The organism is Microbacterium sp. P26, assembly GCF_023712585.1.
GTDB lineage: Bacteria > Actinomycetota > Actinomycetes > Actinomycetales > Microbacteriaceae > Microbacterium > Microbacterium algihabitans_A.
The window spans coordinates 197,099-212,833 of record NZ_JAMAXZ010000005.1; the positions used below are offsets into that span (position 1 = coordinate 197,099).

Annotated in this window: 16 protein-coding genes and 1 tRNA gene; 9 read left to right on the forward strand and 8 right to left on the reverse strand. The window is 70.1% G+C overall.

The genetic code is table 11. The features are described 5' to 3' along the window. From M3667_RS11600 to M3667_RS11615, 4 genes are all read left to right on the forward strand, one after another. The gene (locus tag M3667_RS11600; protein ID WP_251508139.1) at window positions 1-1,737 is read left to right on the forward strand and encodes a helicase-associated domain-containing protein; all 1,737 of its coding nucleotides are present in this window, start codon (window positions 1-3) and stop codon (window positions 1,735-1,737) included. A 58-nt stretch (window positions 1,738-1,795) separates the two neighbouring features. Next, the gene (locus tag M3667_RS11605) at window positions 1,796-3,445 is read left to right on the forward strand and encodes a DNA repair helicase XPB (protein WP_251508141.1); all 1,650 of its coding nucleotides are present in this window, start codon (window positions 1,796-1,798) and stop codon (window positions 3,443-3,445) included. Between the two features lie 69 nt (window positions 3,446-3,514). After that, window positions 3,515-4,207, forward strand: coding sequence for a response regulator transcription factor (locus M3667_RS11610; protein ID WP_055838218.1), 693 nt, complete (start codon window positions 3,515-3,517; stop codon window positions 4,205-4,207). Between the two features lie 136 nt (window positions 4,208-4,343). Next, complete coding sequence (locus M3667_RS11615) at window positions 4,344-6,017, forward strand: cell wall metabolism sensor histidine kinase WalK (protein ID WP_251508142.1); 1,674 nt, start codon at window positions 4,344-4,346, stop codon at window positions 6,015-6,017. A gap of 181 nt (window positions 6,018-6,198) precedes the next feature. Here the strand turns inward: M3667_RS11615 and groL are convergent, their stop codons facing one another. The 5 genes from groL to M3667_RS11640 all read right to left on the reverse strand — a co-directional run bounded on the left by groL (window position 6,199) and on the right by M3667_RS11640 (window position 10,220). Then, window positions 6,199-7,818 carry a chaperonin GroEL gene (groL, locus tag M3667_RS11620; RefSeq protein WP_144833920.1) on the reverse strand — a complete coding sequence of 540 codons (1,620 nt, stop codon included), beginning with the start codon at window positions 7,816-7,818 and terminating at the stop codon, window positions 6,199-6,201. 169 nt (window positions 7,819-7,987) lie between these two features. Next, window positions 7,988-8,188: a cold-shock protein gene (locus M3667_RS11625; RefSeq protein ID WP_144833918.1), complete on the reverse strand. Its 201-nt coding sequence runs from the start codon at window positions 8,186-8,188 to the stop codon at window positions 7,988-7,990. A 143-nt stretch (window positions 8,189-8,331) separates the two neighbouring features. After that, complete coding sequence (locus tag M3667_RS11630) at window positions 8,332-8,931, reverse strand: LytR C-terminal domain-containing protein (protein ID WP_251508143.1); 600 nt, start codon at window positions 8,929-8,931, stop codon at window positions 8,332-8,334. Window positions 8,932-8,966: 35 nt separating this feature from the next. Further along, window positions 8,967-9,221, reverse strand: a complete 255-nt coding sequence (locus M3667_RS11635) for a DUF3263 domain-containing protein (protein WP_251508144.1) — start codon at window positions 9,219-9,221, stop codon at window positions 8,967-8,969. Window positions 9,222-9,230: 9 nt separating this feature from the next. Next, window positions 9,231-10,220, reverse strand: a complete 990-nt coding sequence (locus M3667_RS11640) for a DUF2332 domain-containing protein (protein WP_251508145.1) — start codon at window positions 10,218-10,220, stop codon at window positions 9,231-9,233. A gap of 72 nt (window positions 10,221-10,292) precedes the next feature. Here M3667_RS11640 and msrB point away from each other — a divergent pair, with 72 nt between their 5' ends. Together msrB and M3667_RS11650 are read left to right on the forward strand one after the other, a co-directional pair. Further along, window positions 10,293-10,712: a peptide-methionine (R)-S-oxide reductase MsrB gene (msrB, locus tag M3667_RS11645; protein WP_251508148.1), complete on the forward strand. Its 420-nt coding sequence runs from the start codon at window positions 10,293-10,295 to the stop codon at window positions 10,710-10,712. Next, window positions 10,709-11,278 (forward strand): nitroreductase family protein, encoded by a 570-nt coding sequence (locus tag M3667_RS11650; RefSeq protein ID WP_230705363.1) that lies wholly within the window; start codon window positions 10,709-10,711, stop codon window positions 11,276-11,278. The genes msrB and M3667_RS11650 overlap by 4 nt, the downstream gene beginning before the upstream one ends. A 60-nt stretch (window positions 11,279-11,338) precedes the next feature. On the opposite strand, the gene M3667_RS11655 is transcribed toward M3667_RS11650, so the two are convergent. Beyond that, on the reverse strand, window positions 11,339-12,316 hold the full coding sequence (locus M3667_RS11655) for a DMT family transporter (RefSeq protein WP_251508151.1): 978 nt from the start codon (window positions 12,314-12,316) through the stop codon (window positions 11,339-11,341). A 101-nt stretch (window positions 12,317-12,417) separates the two neighbouring features. Here M3667_RS11655 and M3667_RS11660 point away from each other — a divergent pair, with 101 nt between their 5' ends. From M3667_RS11660 to M3667_RS11670, 3 genes are all read left to right on the forward strand, one after another. Next, window positions 12,418-14,307 (forward strand): amylosucrase, encoded by a 1,890-nt coding sequence (locus M3667_RS11660; protein WP_251508152.1) that lies wholly within the window; start codon window positions 12,418-12,420, stop codon window positions 14,305-14,307. A 9-nt stretch (window positions 14,308-14,316) separates the two neighbouring features. Then, a complete protein-coding gene (locus M3667_RS11665; protein ID WP_251508154.1) occupies window positions 14,317-14,598 on the forward strand; it encodes a hypothetical protein in 282 nt (93 codons plus the stop codon). A gap of 69 nt (window positions 14,599-14,667) precedes the next feature. Beyond that, window positions 14,668-15,141, forward strand: a complete 474-nt coding sequence (locus M3667_RS11670; RefSeq protein WP_251508156.1) for a nucleoside deaminase — start codon at window positions 14,668-14,670, stop codon at window positions 15,139-15,141. Window positions 15,142-15,183: 42 nt separating this feature from the next. On the opposite strand, the gene M3667_RS11675 is transcribed toward M3667_RS11670, so the two are convergent. Both M3667_RS11675 and M3667_RS11680 read right to left on the reverse strand, forming a co-directional pair. Continuing rightward, window positions 15,184-15,256, reverse strand: a tRNA-Thr gene (locus M3667_RS11675). Between the two features lie 61 nt (window positions 15,257-15,317). Further along, window positions 15,318-15,695 carry a hypothetical protein gene (locus M3667_RS11680; protein WP_251508158.1) on the reverse strand — a complete coding sequence of 126 codons (378 nt, stop codon included), beginning with the start codon at window positions 15,693-15,695 and terminating at the stop codon, window positions 15,318-15,320. Window positions 15,696-15,735: the final 40 nt, after the last annotated feature.

Genomic DNA, 15,735 nt, shown 5'->3' on the forward strand with positions numbered 1-15,735 from the left:
GTGGCCGAGACCTCCGCACAACGCGCACTGGCGGTCTCGTTGAGCGCGCTCACCGACACCGAGCTCGGCCGTCTCTTCGACGAGCGGCAGATCTCGCCCTCGAGCACCTGGCGCGACATGTTCGACGCCGCGGAAGCCCTGCTCGAGCCGGCATCGGTCGCGCGCGGCCTTCCCACCCTCTCCCGCGACGAGGCAGAGGCGCTCGTGGCCGCCGTCGACGGCGAGGCCGCGACCGGCCGCGTGCGCGCCGACCTCGCATCTCGGGCCCTCGTCGACGACGCGGGCGTCCCCTTCCCCACGGTCGCCGATGCCGTGCGCGAGGCCCGTCCCGACGGTCTCGCCGAGCCGCGCACCGCCGCACGCGAACCGGGTGCCTCCGAGTCCGCGGCATCCGTCGCCGCTGCCTCCGAGGCCGCGTTCACCAACGCCGCCTCGGTCGCCGATGTGCTCCTGCAGACCCTCGGATCCCCGCTCGGGCGCATCGGATCGGGTTCGCTGGGCGCGACCGAACGCCGCCGCCTGGTCGATGCGGGAGCCGTCGAGACCCCCGCCGACGCCGATCTGCTGGTCGGACTCGCCGCCTCGGTCGGACTGCTCGGATCGAACGACCGTGCCTGGCTCGTCTCGCCCGCCGGTCGCGAATGGCTCAAGCTGCCCACGCTCGAGCGGTGGCAGCAGACCGCCGTCGCGCTGCGCGACGCCCTCCCCCGCGCCTACCGCTCCGAGAACGGAGGGTGGATCCCCCTGCACTTGTGGGCCGGCGCGACCCCCTTCGACCCCGAGGCTCCCGAGCGCGCGGCGTTGTGGACCGAACGCCTCATCCGGTGGGGACTCGCGGATGCCGCGGGCCGCATCACCCCGTGGGCTCAGCCCCTCGCCGAGGGCGGCGACGTCGACACCTCCGCGCTGCGCGAACTGCTCCCGCCCGAGGTCGACCGCGTCTACCTGCAGAACGACCTCACCGCCATCGCCCCGGGCCCCCTCGCTCCCCACCTCGACGTGCGCCTGCGGTCGATGGCCACGCGCGAGTCGCGCGCCCAGGCCTCGAGCTACCGCTTCAGCGCCGCGACCATCGGCGCCGCGATCACCGCGGGCGAGACCGCCGACTCGCTGCGCGAGTTCCTCTCGGGCATCTCGTTGACGGGCCTCCCCCAGCCGCTCGCGTACGTCATCGAGCGCACCGCGGCGGAGCACGGCCGCGTGCGCGTGATGACCGAGGCGGCCTCGTCCCTCACGCGGGTCGTCACCGACGACGAGACGCTGCTGCGCTCGATGGAGATCGACCAGTCGCTCCGCTCGATCGCGCTCACCCGCACCGACGACGCCCTCGAGTCGCACGTGTCGGCCGACGTGGTCTTCTGGGCGCTCACCGACGCGCACTACCCCGCCGTCGCGGTCGACGAGCAGGGCCGACCGCGGGCCCTCGAGCGCGCCAGGCTCGCCACCGAGCAGACTCCCGGCGCGGATGCCGATGAGACCTACGCCCCGCTGATCGCGCGCCTGCGCGCGGGGGCCGAGGACTCGGATGCCGCGTGGCTCGAACGCGAGCTGGATCAGGCCGTACGCGCTCGCGCGGTAATCGATGTGACGGTGCGCCTGCCCGACGGCAGCGCGCGCGTGTTCCGTCTCGAGGCGACGGGTCTGGGCGGCGGACGCCTGCGCGGGCGCGACCGCGGCGCCGACGTCGAACGCACCCTGCCGCTGTCGCACATCGACGGCGTCGCTCCCGTCGCGTGACGCCGCACGGCGTGCACGGTCGGCCCGGCCTTCTCCGACCCCGGTAGGATCGAACGTTATGGCTGACGGTCCCCTCATCGTGCAAAGCGATCGCACCGTGCTCCTCGAGGTGGCTCACCCTCAGGCGGAAACGGCGCGGCACGAGCTGGCGGTGTTCGCCGAACTCGAACGCGCGCCCGAGCACATCCACACCTACCGCATCACGCGCCTGGGGCTGTGGAACGCCCGCGCCGCCGGCCACGACGCCGACGCGATGCTCGCGACCCTCGACAACTGGTCGCGCTTCCCGGTGCCCGCCTCGGTCAGCACCGACATCCGCGAGACCGTCAACCGCTACGGCCGCCTCGTCATCGAACGCAACGGCGAGGGCGCCCTCGTGCTCCGCTCGACGGATGCCGCCGTCCTCAGCGAGGTCTCGCGCAACAAGCGCATCGCTCCCCTGCTGATCGGGCACCCGAGCCCCGACACCTTCCTCGTCGACGCCTGGGCGCGCGGACACATCAAGCAGGAACTGCTCAAGATCGGTTGGCCCGCCGAAGATCTCGCGGGCTACACCCCGGGCACGCCCCACCCGATCGATCTCGCCGAAGACGGCTGGAGCCTGCGCCCGTACCAGCGCCAGGCTGTCGAGTCGTTCTCCGAGGGCGGGTCCGGCGTCGTCGTGCTCCCCTGCGGCGCGGGCAAGACGCTCGTGGGCGCCGGGGCCATGGCCGACACGCGCACGACGACGCTGATCCTGGTGACCAACACCGTCAGCGCGCGCCAGTGGCGCGACGAGCTGCTGCGGCGCACCAGCCTGACGCCCGAGGAGATCGGCGAGTACTCCGGCCAGGTCAAGGAGATCAAGCCGGTCACCATCGCGACCTACCAGATCCTCACCGCCAAGCGCGGCGGCAAGTACGCCCACCTCGCCCTGCTCGATGCGCTCGACTGGGGCCTCGTCCTGTACGACGAGGTGCACCTGCTCCCCGCACCGGTGTTCAAGCTCACCGCCGACCTGCAGGCGCGCCGTCGGCTCGGCCTCACCGCGACGCTCGTGCGCGAAGACGGTCGCGAAGGCGACGTGTTCAGCCTCATCGGTCCCAAGCGGTTCGACGCACCGTGGAAGGAGATCGAGGCCCAGGGCTTCATCTCCCCCGCCGCCTGCTACGAAGTGCGCATCGACCTCCCCGCCGACGAACGGCTCGAGTACGCCGCCGCCGCCGACGAGGACCGTTATCGCCTGGCCGCCACCGCGCCGGCGAAGATCGAGGTCGCGCGTCGGCTCGTCCAGCGGCATCCGGGAGAGCGTGTGCTCGTGATCGGTCAGTACCTCGATCAGATCGACGAGCTGGCTCAGGCCCTCGGCGCTCCGCAGATCACCGGAGCGACCCCGATCTCCGAGCGCGAGGAGCTGTTCCAGGGCTTCCGTGACGGCAGCATCCCGCTGCTGGTGGTCTCGAAGGTGGCGAACTTCTCGGTCGACCTGCCCGAGGCCTCCGTCGCCATCCAGGTGTCGGGGTCGTTCGGCTCCCGTCAAGAAGAGGCGCAGCGCCTCGGACGCCTGCTGCGACCCAAGCAGTCGAACCACACCGCGAGCTTCTACACGCTCATCGCCCGCGACACGGTCGACCAGGATTTCGCGCAGAACCGCCAGCGCTTCCTCGCCGAGCAGGGGTATGCGTACACGATCCTCGACGCAGACGGAATCGACGCCGCAGCCGCCTGAGACATACCAGGGTGCGGCTTTCCGAGCCATATCCAGCACTTTGCTGGGTGGGATCACGATAATGAGGGCATGACAGCTCCTCGCATCCTCGTCGTCGACGACGAACCGAACATCCGCGACCTGCTCATCACGAGCCTGCGCTTCGCCGGTTTCCAGGTGCGAGCCGTGGCCAACGGCGCGCAGACGATCTCGGCCGTGCTCGAAGAAGAACCCGATCTCATCGTGCTCGACGTGATGCTGCCCGATATGAACGGCTTCAGCGTCACCAAGCGGCTCCGCGGCGCCGGCTACACCGCGCCGATCCTCTTCCTCACCGCCAAGGACGAGACGGAAGACAAGATCATGGGCCTGAACGCGGGAGGCGACGACTACGTCACCAAGCCGTTCAGCCTCGACGAGATCGTCGCCCGCATCCAGGCGATCCTGCGCCGCACGATGCAGGCCGACGAGGAGTCGATCATCCGGACGGGTGAGCTGACGATGGACCAGGACACGCACGACGTGAGCGTCGGCGACGTCTCGATCGACCTCAGCCCCACCGAGTTCAAGCTGCTGCGCTACCTCATGCTGAACCCCAACCGCGTGCTGTCGAAGGCGCAGATCCTCGACCACGTGTGGGAGTACGACTTCAACGGCGACGCGGGCATCGTCGAGAGCTACATCTCGTACCTGCGTCGCAAGATCGATCCCCACTCCTCGGAACCGCTCATCCAGACCAAGCGCGGCTTCGGCTACATGCTGAAGTCGGGCAAGACCGCCTGAGCGGAAGGCATCGCCCCTGTCGCCCTCCGACGATTCCCTCACGCGCTGGTGGCGCGGCCTGAGTCTGCGCACCAAGGTCACCGGCGTCACCGTCGCGCTCCTCGCCATCGGTCTGTTCACCGCGGGCATCGGCACGATGGTGTTCCTGCGCACGACCCTGGTGAACAACCTTGACGAGCAGCTCGCGCAGCAGGCGGCGGGAAGCATCGCCAACAGCATCTTCACCACGGCGTCGGTCGACGGGCAGACGGTGTTCTCGCAGGTCGACAACGCCCCGCAGATCGGTTCGATGGTCGTCGTGTACGGCCCCGACGGCCAGCGCGAGGCGTTCTACAACGGGACGGCGTCGACGTCGCTTCCCGACATCCCGCAGACTTTCACGCTCGAGCAGACCTACCTGCAGATCGACAAACGCATCGAGCTCGAAGACCCCACCTCGGGGCAGCACTTCCTCGCGCGCGTCGGGGTGCTGCAGCCGCAGGGCAATCCGGGCGTCTACACGCAGATGGTCATCCAACCCCTCGCGCCGACCGATCGGATCGTGGCGGCCTACCTGGGCATCTACGCGTTCGTCGCCCTGCTCATCCTCATCGCGACCGCGTTGTTGACGCGTCTGCTGGTCACCCTGGCGTTCCGCAACCTGCGCCAGGTCGAGACGACCGCGATGGACATCGCCGCCGGTGACTTCAGCCAGCGCCTCACCGACATCGTGCCCGACACCGAGGTGGGTCGACTCAAGACCGCGATCAACGCGATGCTCGCCCGCATCGACGGCGCCATCGGTCAGCGCGACGCGACGGTCCGCCAGATGCGCCGGTTCATCGGCGACGCCAGTCACGAACTGCGCACACCGCTGGTCACGATGCGCGGCTATGCCGAGCTGTACCGCATGGGGGCGATCCGCTCGGATGAAGACGTGGCCCAGTCGATGGAGCGCATCGAGAAGGAGGCGATCCGCATGGGCGCCCTCGTCGAAGACCTGCTGGCTCTCGCCCGCCTCGACGAGCGCCGCGACGTCTCCATCACCGAGCTCGATCTGCGCCCCATCGCGCGCGACGCCGCCCTCGACCTGCGCGTGACCTCTCCACAGCGCGAGGTGACGGTCGACGACACGACCTCTCGCGACGAACTGGTCCTGCCGACCATCACCCTCGATCCGCTGCTCGATGCCGGCGGTCGCCCCTCGACATCGGCCAGCCGCCGCCGTGCGGCACCCCCGACGTCGGCGATGGCGATCGCGGGCGCGACGCTCTCGCGGCTCCGCCGACGGACCAAGGACGCGTCCGACCCGGCGGCGACCACGGGAGAGACCCCCGCGACCGCGCCCGGTCCGGGTCTGCTGCGCGCGACCCCGCGTCTGGCCCCGATCGTGCTGGGCGATGAGAACAAAGTGCGCCAGGTGGTGGCGAACCTCCTCGGCAACGCCCGCCGGTTCACCGCAGACGACTCCCCCATCGGCTTGCGGGTGGGGGTGGATGCCGAGAGCGACATGGGCTGGATCGAGATCATCGATCACGGCGAGGGCGTTCCCGAGCAGATCCGCGAGCAGATCTTCCAGCGCTTCTGGCGCGCCGACACCTCGCGCACGCGCGAGACCGGAGGGTCGGGGCTCGGTCTGTCGATCGTCGCCTCGATCGTGGACCTGCTGCACGGCACGGTCGAGGTCGTCGACACCCCCGGCGGCGGTGCGACGTTCCGCGTCTCGCTCCCCCTCGCCGACCGACGCGACGTCGAGGAGCACGCGCTCATCGAGACGCAGCCTCTCGAGCGTCTCCCCGAGGCCTACCGCCCCGAGGTCGACGAGGCCTGAGCCGCCTCGCACCGCAAGGGCGATCCCCTGCGGTTCCTTCCGCCGATCGCGCGCGGGACGCGGTTTCGACCTGGGACCCGCCGCGCCACCGGAGCGCCGCCGGCGAGGACGCAGTCGTCCGGATATGCGAGAAGGCCCCCTCCCGGAGGAGGGGGCCTTCTGTGCGATGCCTAGGCGTGGATCAGAAGTCCATGCCACCGGTCGGGTCGCCCGCGGGAGCGGCGGCCTTCTCGGGCTTGTCGGCGACGACGACCTCGGTCGTGAGGAAGAGCCCTGCGATCGACGCGGCGTTCTGCAGAGCCGAGCGGGTCACCTTGGCGGGGTCGATGATGCCCTGTGCGAACAGGTCACCGTACTCACCGGTCGCGGCATTGAGGCCGTGGCCCACGGGGAGCTCGGCGACCTTGTTCGCCACGACACCGGGCTCGAGACCGGCGTTGAGCGCGATCTGCTTGAGCGGGGCCTCGATGGCGACGCGAACGATGTTGGCGCCCGTGGCCTCGTCACCGACGAGGTTCAGGTTGCCGAGAGCGTTCTTGCCGGCCTGGATGAGCGCGACGCCACCACCGGCGACGACACCCTCTTCCACAGCGGCCTTGGCGTTGCGCACGGCGTCTTCGATGCGGTGCTTGCGCTCCTTGAGCTCGACCTCGGTCGCGGCTCCGGCCTTGATGACGGCGACGCCACCGGCGAGCTTCGCGAGGCGCTCCTGGAGCTTCTCGCGGTCGTAGTCGCTGTCGGTGTTCTCGATCTCGCGGCGGATCTGGGTCACGCGACCCTCGATCAGCTCCGACTCACCGGCACCCTCGACGATCGTGGTCTCGTCCTTGGTGATGATGACCTTGCGGGCACGGCCGAGCAGGTCGACGGTCGCGTTCTCGAGCTTGAGGCCCACCTCTTCGGTGATGACCTGGCCGCCCGTGAGGATCGCGATGTCCTGCAGCTGCGCCTTGCGACGGTCGCCGAAGCCAGGAGCCTTGACGGCGACCGACTTAAAGATGCCGCGGATCTTGTTGAGCACGAGCGTCGCGAGGGCTTCGCCCTCGACGTCCTCGGCGATGATGAGGAGCTCCTTGCCCTCCTGGATCACCTTGTCGACGATCGGCAGAAGGTCCTTGATGTTGGAGATCTTCTGGTTGGCGATCAGGATGTACGGGTCTTCGAAGACCGCTTCCTGACGCTCGGGGTCGGTGACGAAGTAGGGGTTGATGTACCCCTTGTCGAAGCGCATGCCCTCGGTGAGCTCGAGCTCGGTGCCGAAGGTGTTCGACTCCTCGACGGTGACGACGCCTTCCTTGCCCACCTTGTCGATGGCCTCGGCGATGAGCTCGCCGATCGCGGGGTCGGCGGCGGAGATCGACGCGGTGGCGGCGATCTGCTCCTTGGACTCGACCTCCTTGGCGGAGGCGAGCAGCTCGTCGGTGACGGCCTTGACGGCCTTCTCAATGCCCTTCTTGAGCGAGATGGGGTCGGCGCCGGCCGCGACGTTGCGCAGGCCCTCGCGCACGAGCGCCTGGGCGAGAACGGTGGCGGTGGTGGTGCCGTCACCCGCGACGTCGTCGGTCTTCTTGGCGACCTCCTTGACCAGCTCGGCGCCGATCTTCTCGTACGGGTCGTCGAGCTCGATCTCCTTGGCGATCGAGACACCGTCGTTCGTGATCGTGGGGGCGCCCCACTTCTTCTCGAGCACGACGTTGCGACCGCGGGGGCCCAGGGTCACCTTGACGGCGTCGGCCAGCGTGTTGAGGCCGCGCTCGAGACCGCGTCGGGCCTCTTCGTCGAAAGCGATGATCTTTGCCATAAGTGTGTCGTCCCTCCCGGACGGGTGACTTCCAAATTTGGCACTCGACGAATGCGAGTGCTAACTCATTCTGGCACTCGCCCCTGGGGAGTGCAAGCCACCGGACCCTCGTGGAACGACGAACGCCGTGGCATCCGGAGTGCGGATGCCACGGCGTTCGATGCAGCGGTCAGGCCAGGCGCACCGACTCCGCCTGCGGGCCCTTCTGCCCGTTGCCGACGGTGAACTCGACGGCCTGTCCTTCCTCGAGGACGCGGAAGCCCGACATCTCGATGCTCGAGTAGTGGACGAAGACGTCCTGCCCGTCAGCGACGGTGATGAAGCCGAAGCCCTTCTCGGCGTTGAACCATTTGACAGTGCCCTGGGTCATGCGAATCTCCTGTTGCTGTACGACGAGGTCATCGTAAGCACGCCGGATGCCGCCGCGAGGGGGTTCGCGGGCATTGTTGACGCGCGTGCCCCCAAGTTGTTACGCCGCGGAAACACGCGGCTCGCGGGGCTCGGTCGCAGGGATCAGCCCGTGGGTGCGGGCGTGGCGCCGCCGGCCCGGTCGAGGCCGATCACGACGATGAGCCGCTTGGCCGCGCTCTCGTCGTCGGGGGTGCCGGGGTCGTCGGCCGGCTGGAGGAAGTCGCTCTGCGCGGTCTGCGCTCCGCCGATGGTCTGCGCGAGCCCCTCCGCCGCGGCGGCGTCGCCCTCGCCCTTGTAGTAGACGGTGGTGGTGGCGAAGTCGGTGGTGTCGGAGTTGCCGGTCTCGACGTCGTCGCTCGACCACCCGGCGGCGACGATCTGGTCGCGCAGCGACGCGGCCAGACCGTCCTGCGGGGTGCCGTTGAGCACGACGACCGTGTACGACGTGTCGACCACCGACGGCGTGGTGGGCTCGGCGGAGATGACGGGCGCGGGCGCGTCGGCCTCGCCGAACGACAGTCGCCCCGAGAGCACAAGGGTGCCGAAGACGCCCGCGATGATCAGCACGAGGGTGGCGATGGCCGCCCACAGGAACACGATCCAGCTGCGCGAACGCGGGCTCTCGGCGCGGTGCGCCCCGACGCGGCCGGAGGCGTCCGGCAGGTCGTCGAAGCGATCCCGCGGGAAGGTCGATCTGGCCATTCGACGATGCTACCGGTCGGAGTTTTCGGGTCTTCTCAGCGAGACGCTGTTCGCCCGAGGCGCACCCGATGGCGCTCCGCGGCCTCGTCGCGACGGCGGCGCAGACGACGCACCAGCATCGGGTCGTGGGCGAGGGCCTCAGGGGTGTCGATGAGACGACCGAGCAGTTGGTAGTACCGCGCGGGCGTCAGGTCGAACTCGGCGCGGATCGCCTCCTCTTTCGCACCCGCGTGGCGCTTCCACTCACCCTCGAAGGCGAGGAACGCGAGATCACGGTCGGTTAAAGGCACAGCTCGACGCTACTGCGGGGCCGCGTGCGATCCCGGATGCCACGCCACCCACGCCCCGAGCGGATCGACCTCCGCGACGACGTCGCCGTCGAGGGCGAGGGCGAAGCCGCCGCGGGTGACACGCGGGGTCTGCGACCACGCATCGTGAAGGCCCGGGGCGTCGAGGGTGATCCACCGCCCGGCGGCGCGGGCCGCGGCGATGACCTCCCCGCGATGCGCACGCGGAACGTGGGCGAGCACCCCGGGCGTCGTCACGACGAGCGTGGCGTCGCGCGGAGCCCGAGCGGCGAGCGCGGGCAGCGCCGCGGCCCCGTCGCCGGCGACGAGCAGGGGCGGGTCGGCCGCGGCGATGTCCAGCGCTCCCGCGATGCGCTCTCGACGCCCCTCCTCCCCCGGCCACACGAGGCCGGTCAGCCAGGCCCGGTCGCCGTCGTCGCGCGCGTCGAGGGGGTTCAGGTCGATGCCCGCGCGCCACACGATCTGCGGCATCCGGAGGTCGGGCGAGCCCGTCAACTCGCTCTCGAGCGTGACGGTGCCCGCGCCATCGGTCGGATCCAGGCCGATCGTCTCGGAACCCCGGCGGTAGCGGTACGCGTAACGGTCGGGGTAGAGGCACAGACCCGCGCTCGCCCCCACCTCCAGCAGCGCGATGGGCCCGTCGATGAGCGAGAGCGCGGGAAGCAGGGCAGCGCACCGCAGCGGCTCGTTCGTCTGCACGCTGCGGCGGGCGCATTGGGCCGCCACCTCGTCGGCGTTCGCGACGACCCACCGCGCCCACGCGTCGACGTCGTCGAGGGGCGCTCCGAGAAGACGGAGCACGGCGAACACGAGAGGCGGTTGCCGGCGCGTCTCGGGGATCCGCGCGAGGGCGGACGCGACCGCGGGGTCGTCGACGACCCGCTGGGCCCATGCCTCGTAGACCGCCGAGCGGCCGGGGGCCTCGTCTCGGGCGAAGCGCCCGTAGCGGGCGACGGTCGTCGTCACGGCATCCGGATCCACTCTTCGATCATCCCAGCCCGACCCGATCGCCCGCGCCCAGGGGAGAATGGAGGAGACGAAGGAGAGAACCCCATGACCTACGCCGTCGACAAGTCCGACGACCAGTGGCGCGCCGAGCTGAGCCCCGAGCAGTACGCCGTGCTGCGCCAGGCGGGCACCGAGCGCGCCTGGACCGGTGAGCTGCTCGACGAGAGCCGCGCCGGTTTCTACACCTGCGCCGCGTGCGGCAACGAGCTGTTCCAGAGCGGCACCAAGTTCGACTCGCACTGCGGATGGCCGAGCTTCTACGAGTCGGTGCGCCCCGAGGCCGTCGAGCTCATCGACGACAACAGCCACGGCATGCAGCGCACCGAGGTCCGCTGCGCGAACTGCGGCTCGCACCTGGGCCACGTCTTCCCCGACGGGTTCGGCACGCCCACCGGCGACCGCTACTGCATGAACTCGCTGTCGCTGAACTTCACCCCCGCCGACTCCCCCAACGCCGAGGCATGAGCGCGCTCGAAGCCATGCGCGACCGCCGGTCGTGGTCGAAGGTCACCGACCTCGCCCCGACCGGACCCGAGCTCGAGGCGTTCGTCGCCGCGGCAGGTCGCGTCGCCGACCACAAGACCCTGCGGCCCTGGCGTCTCATCGAGATCCGGGGAACCGATCGCGACGTGCTCGCGCGCGCGCTCAACAAGGCCGACGGCAAGAAGGGGCTCTCCTCGAAGCCCCGCCGCGCCCCGCTGATCATCGCGGTCGTCGCCGACCTCAGCTCGAAGAAGATCCCCGCCTGGGAGCAGGAGGCCGTGGCATCCGGAGTCGCCCACATGCTGAGCCTGGTGCTCGACGAGGCGGGCTTCGGCGTGTTCTGGCGCACCGACGACAACACCCGCAGCAAGGTGCTCGCGAAAGCGCACGGTCTCGCCAAGGGCGAGGTGCTGCTGGGGTGGCTCTACGTCGGGGGCAAGCCGCAGCGCTCGCGCCCCGTGCGCCGCAAGACGGTGGATGCCGCGAAGCACCTCTCGCGCATGCCCGGAGGCAAGAAGCGCCGAACGCTCGACGAGACCCGCCTCTGAGGTGATCCCCCACGACGCCGTCGGCTCCGGCCGGCGGCGTCGTCGTATGCGCGGGGCCGATCAGGTGCCTCGACGCCGCCGCCACGGCACGGCCGCGACCACGACGCCCGCGATCGCGACGACCGCCGCGAGCAGGGCGACCGGGGTCGAGGGGGCGGCGGGCGCGGGCCAGAGGGCGTCGAGCAGCACAGAGGTCGACAGCAGGCCGACGACGGATCCGAGTCCGAGCAGCAGCACGCCGGTGCGGCGCACGACCACCGCCGACAAGAAGATGTAGACGACCCCGACCGCCCCTCCCACGTAGAGCCACGGCGCGGTGGGGATCGCGCGCGGCGCCCCGACGACGCCGACATGGATGAGGGCGGCGATCACCAGCACGATCGTTCCTCCGATGAAGTTCACCAGGGTCGCCGTCAGCGGGCTCTCCACGCGCACGCGCAGGCGACCGTTCGTCCCCTGCTGCCAGGCGACGCCGGCACCGGCGACCGCGGGGACGATCAGCATCCACAGGGGCACGTCCCCGAGGGCGTCTCCCGACAGGCACACCACGACGCCGGCGATCGCGAGGACGGCGCCGACCACGCGGCGCACGGTCACCGGCACGACACCGGCCGGGCCGAAGCCGACCCGATCGAGCACGAGACCGCCCGTGGTCTGGCCGGCGACGAAGCCGACCGTGAACAGGGCGACGCCGATCGTGGCGACCGTGAGGCCCTGACCGGCGACGGTGAACGCCCCCGCGAGCCCGCCGAGCAGCATCCACGGCGGCACGGAATGCGACCGGATGCCGGCGACCAGTCGTCCGAAGCCGCGGCGCCCTTCCGGCACGACCAGCGACAGGACGATGAGGATGACCAGGCCCGAGCTGAACGAGATCGCCGCCGCGACGATGCCGTCGCCGACCGCGGCGCCGAGCGAGCCGTTGATGCGCGCCTGCAGGGCCGTGAGGGCGCCGATGAGCACCGCTCCGGCGACGGCGATGCCGACCGATCCGCGCTCCGACACCGCTCTCCCTCCGCGCTCCCGCGCGGGAGCCATCGTCGATCGTACGGGCCGGGGCGGGTCCGCAGAGCCTCCTCGGCGCCCGCCGGTCCGCGCCGCTGTCGCCCGGAAGGCCGATCATGCGTCAGGCTTTGCACGTGACACAGCTGCACTCCGGATCCCACGACGTCGCGCGGATCCTCTCCTCCCTCACCGACGCGCAGGCCGAACGCGAGTTCCTCGCCGGTGCCGAACGGCATCTCCCGCGCCTGCACGAGTTGTTCGTGCGCCTGTACGGCGACCGCCCCGACGGCTTCGAGCGCCTCGCGTCGATCGTCGATCTGGCGCGACGCTCGTGGGTCTCGCGACCGCGCGCGCTCAAGGCGCTCGATCGCGAACGTGCGAGCGACCCCGACTGGTTCGAGAGCGAGCGCATGCTCGGAGGGGTCTGCTACGTCGATCGGTATGCGGGCGGGCTCAGCGGCATCCGGGATTCGATCCCCTCCTTCCGCGAACTCGGGCTGACCTACCTGCACCTCATGCCGCTGTTCGACAGCCCCGAGGGCAACAGCGACGGCGGCTACGCCGTGTCGAGCTACCGCCGCGTGAACCCGAAGCTCGGCACGATGGAGGAGCTCGCTGAGCTGGCCGCCGACCTGCGACGGGCGGGCATCTCGCTCGTCGTCGACTTCATCTTCAACCACACCAGCAACGAGCACGAGTGGGCGCAGAAGGCCATCGCGGGCGAGGCGGGGTACGAGGACTTCTACCTGATCTTCCCCGACCGCGAGATGCCCGACGCCTACGAGCGGACGACGCGCGAGATCTTCCCCGACGACCACCCCGGCTCGTTCGTGCAACTCGGCGACGGCCGCTGGATCTGGGCGACGTTCTACCACTTCCAGTGGGACCTCAACTACGCCAACCCCGCCGTCTTCGAGGCGATGGCGGGTGAGATGCTCTTCCTCGCGAACCAGGGCGTGGAGATCCTGCGGATGGATGCCGTGGCCTTCATCTGGAAGCAGCTCGGCACTGCCTGCGAGTCTCTCCCCGAGGCGCACCTGCTGCTGCAGGCGTTCAACGCCGTGCTGCGCATGGCCGCCCCCGGGATGCTGTTCAAGTCGGAGGCGATCGTGCACCCCGACGAGGTGGTGTCGTACATCTCGCCCGACGAATGCCAGATCTCGTACAACCCGCTGCAGATGGCGCTGACCTGGGAGGCGCTCGCCACCCGTGACGGCCGTCTGCTGCAGCAGGCGCTCGAACGCCGCCACGCCCTGCCCGCGGGTACCGCGTGGGTGAACTACGTGCGCAGTCACGATGACATCGGCTGGACCTTCGCCGACGAGGACGCCGCCGAGCTCGGCATCGACGCGTACCCGCATCGCCGCTTCCTCAACGACTTCTACGTGGGCCGCGCCGAGGGATCGTTCGCCCGCGGCGTGCCGTTCCAGGAGAACCCGCGCACCGGCGACGCCCGGGTGACCGGCACCACGGCCTCGCTCGCGGGAATCGAAGCCGGCGACGCGGGAGGCGAGGACCGCGTGATCCTCGCGCACGCGCTCGCCCTGTCGACGGGCGGGATCCCGCTTCTCTACCTCGGCGACGAGGTGGCGCAGCTCAACGACTACTCCTACGCCGAGCGCGCGGAAGAGGCCGGGGACAGCCGCTGGGTGCACCGACCGCACCGCCCCGCCGAGAGGTACGCGGAGCGAACGGATGCCGACACCGTCGCCGGTCGCGTGTACGCGCGCCTCACGCGGTTGACCGAGGTGCGTCGGTCGACGCCGGAATTCGCGGGCAACGAGCTCGTCGCGTTCGACACGCACGTGGCATCCGTCGTCGCCTTTCTACGTCCGGGCGACCACGGCTTCGCGGTGCTCGTGCTGGCGAACGTCGCCGACTCCCCCGCCGAGATCGCCGCCGTCACGCTGTCGGGGCTCGCACCCGAGGCGCTCGATCTCGTCGCTGTGCACCCCGTGTGGCTCGGTGCGGGTCTCACGCTCGCCCCGCACGGCGTGCGATGGCTGCGCGTGCGCCTGCGCTGACGGATTCACGTGGGATCCGACGAACCCCCTCCGGGCAACCACCCGCGGCACGTGCTCGCGTTCGTGGCCGGTGTCGTCGCGCTCTCGACCGCCGTGTGGGCCCCCGCCGGCCTGCTCGGTGCCCTGGTGATGCTGGTGGTCGGCGTCGCTGCGTTGATGTTCGCGTGGGAGGCGGGATCGCGGCCGGGTCCCTTGCGCTGGGCGAGCATCGCGGGCGCCCTTCTGGCCGGCCTCGTCACGGTGTCATCGGGGTTCCTCTTCCTCGTCGCGCTCGCACGGACGTTCTCGTGACGCGGTAGCACGAACCGCCCCGACGGCACACCCCGGTCCGCGCCGGAGGCGCTCGCCTAGCGTCGAGCCATGAACCACCAGGAACTCTCGGCACTGACCATCTCGCGCGCGAGGGAGAACGTCGACGCGGGCGGCAAGCCGTTCGCGTGCCTCATCGTCAAGGACGGCGAGATCGTCGTCGACGCCGTCAACCACGTCGCCCAGGAGGGCGACCCCACGGCGCACGCCGAGATCCGCGCCATCCGCGCCGCCGCCGAGAAGGGGCTCAGCGACCTCTCGGGCCACGACATGTACGTCACGGCCTACCCCTGCCCCATGTGCCTGGGGGCCGTCTACTACGCGCAGCCGGACCGGCTCTTCTTCGCCGTCACCCGCGAAGAAGAGGGCGAGCACTATGAGGACGGGAACCGTCTGATGACGCTCGCCACCTTCTACGACGAATACTCCAAGCCCGTGTCGGAGCGCACGCTCGAGAGCGAACAGGTCGCGGTCGACGACGCGACCGCCCCCTTCCGGGAATGGACGGCTCGGCACGCGTCGTAGAAGATTTTGTCGCGGCATCCGGGATTGACGCCTGAAAAGAGGTGCCGGCTACAGGACTTGAACCTGCAACCCCCGTATTACAAGTACGGTGCGCTACCAATTGCGCCAAGCCGGCGTGAGACGCGGAGCATCTCGATCGACGAGTCTAGAACGACGGACGAGCCGTTCCTGACAGGTCACGAGCGGTGCATTCCGCTCTCGCGGTCCCACTCGAGCGACTTCCACTGCAGGAACGAGCACAGGTTGCCCGCGACCACGAGTTCGGCCGCGAGGCTCGCCATCTCGTGCGGCGTCAGCGTCAGATCGTCGGGACGCGAGGTGAGCGTCGCCTCCCAGAGGGGCTCGTCGTAGCCCGTCGGCTGCATGTAGATGGACGCCTTGGCGTTCATGAGGTTCATCACCACGAGGCCGGTGTCCTGGCTGTCGGCGTCTTCCTGCTCGACGACCTTGAGCTGACCCGCGAACAAGTGACCCTGCTCGCGGAACTCCGCGACCCACGCATTCAGCTGATCACGGGACCGCCGCGGCGGGGAGTCCTCGAGCTCATCGTTCATGTGACCAGAATCCCACATGAAACCGTCTTCTGAGCGGATC

What these genes read in the sequence shown, in the direction of transcription:
- M3667_RS11605 (WP_251508141.1), top strand. Translation starts at nt 1,796, where the DNA reads ATGGCTGACGGTCCCCTCATCGTGCAAAGCGATCGCACCGTGCTCCTC.
- M3667_RS11610 (WP_055838218.1), top strand. Translation starts at nt 3,515, where the DNA reads ATGACAGCTCCTCGCATCCTCGTCGTCGACGACGAACCGAACATCCGC.
- M3667_RS11615 (WP_251508142.1), top strand. Translation starts at nt 4,344, where the DNA reads ATGGTGTTCCTGCGCACGACCCTGGTGAACAACCTTGACGAGCAGCTC.
- groL (WP_144833920.1), bottom strand. Translation starts at nt 7,818, where the DNA reads ATGGCAAAGATCATCGCTTTCGACGAAGAGGCCCGACGCGGTCTCGAG.
- M3667_RS11625 (WP_144833918.1), bottom strand. Translation starts at nt 8,188, where the DNA reads ATGACCCAGGGCACTGTCAAATGGTTCAACGCCGAGAAGGGCTTCGGC.
- M3667_RS11630 (WP_251508143.1), bottom strand. Translation starts at nt 8,931, where the DNA reads ATGGCCAGATCGACCTTCCCGCGGGATCGCTTCGACGACCTGCCGGAC.
- msrB (WP_251508148.1), top strand. Translation starts at nt 10,293, where the DNA reads ATGACCTACGCCGTCGACAAGTCCGACGACCAGTGGCGCGCCGAGCTG.
- M3667_RS11650 (WP_230705363.1), top strand. Translation starts at nt 10,709, where the DNA reads ATGAGCGCGCTCGAAGCCATGCGCGACCGCCGGTCGTGGTCGAAGGTC.
- M3667_RS11655 (WP_251508151.1), bottom strand. Translation starts at nt 12,316, where the DNA reads ATGGCTCCCGCGCGGGAGCGCGGAGGGAGAGCGGTGTCGGAGCGCGGA.
- M3667_RS11670 (WP_251508156.1), top strand. Translation starts at nt 14,668, where the DNA reads ATGAACCACCAGGAACTCTCGGCACTGACCATCTCGCGCGCGAGGGAG.
- M3667_RS11680 (WP_251508158.1), bottom strand. Translation starts at nt 15,695, where the DNA reads ATGAACGATGAGCTCGAGGACTCCCCGCCGCGGCGGTCCCGTGATCAG.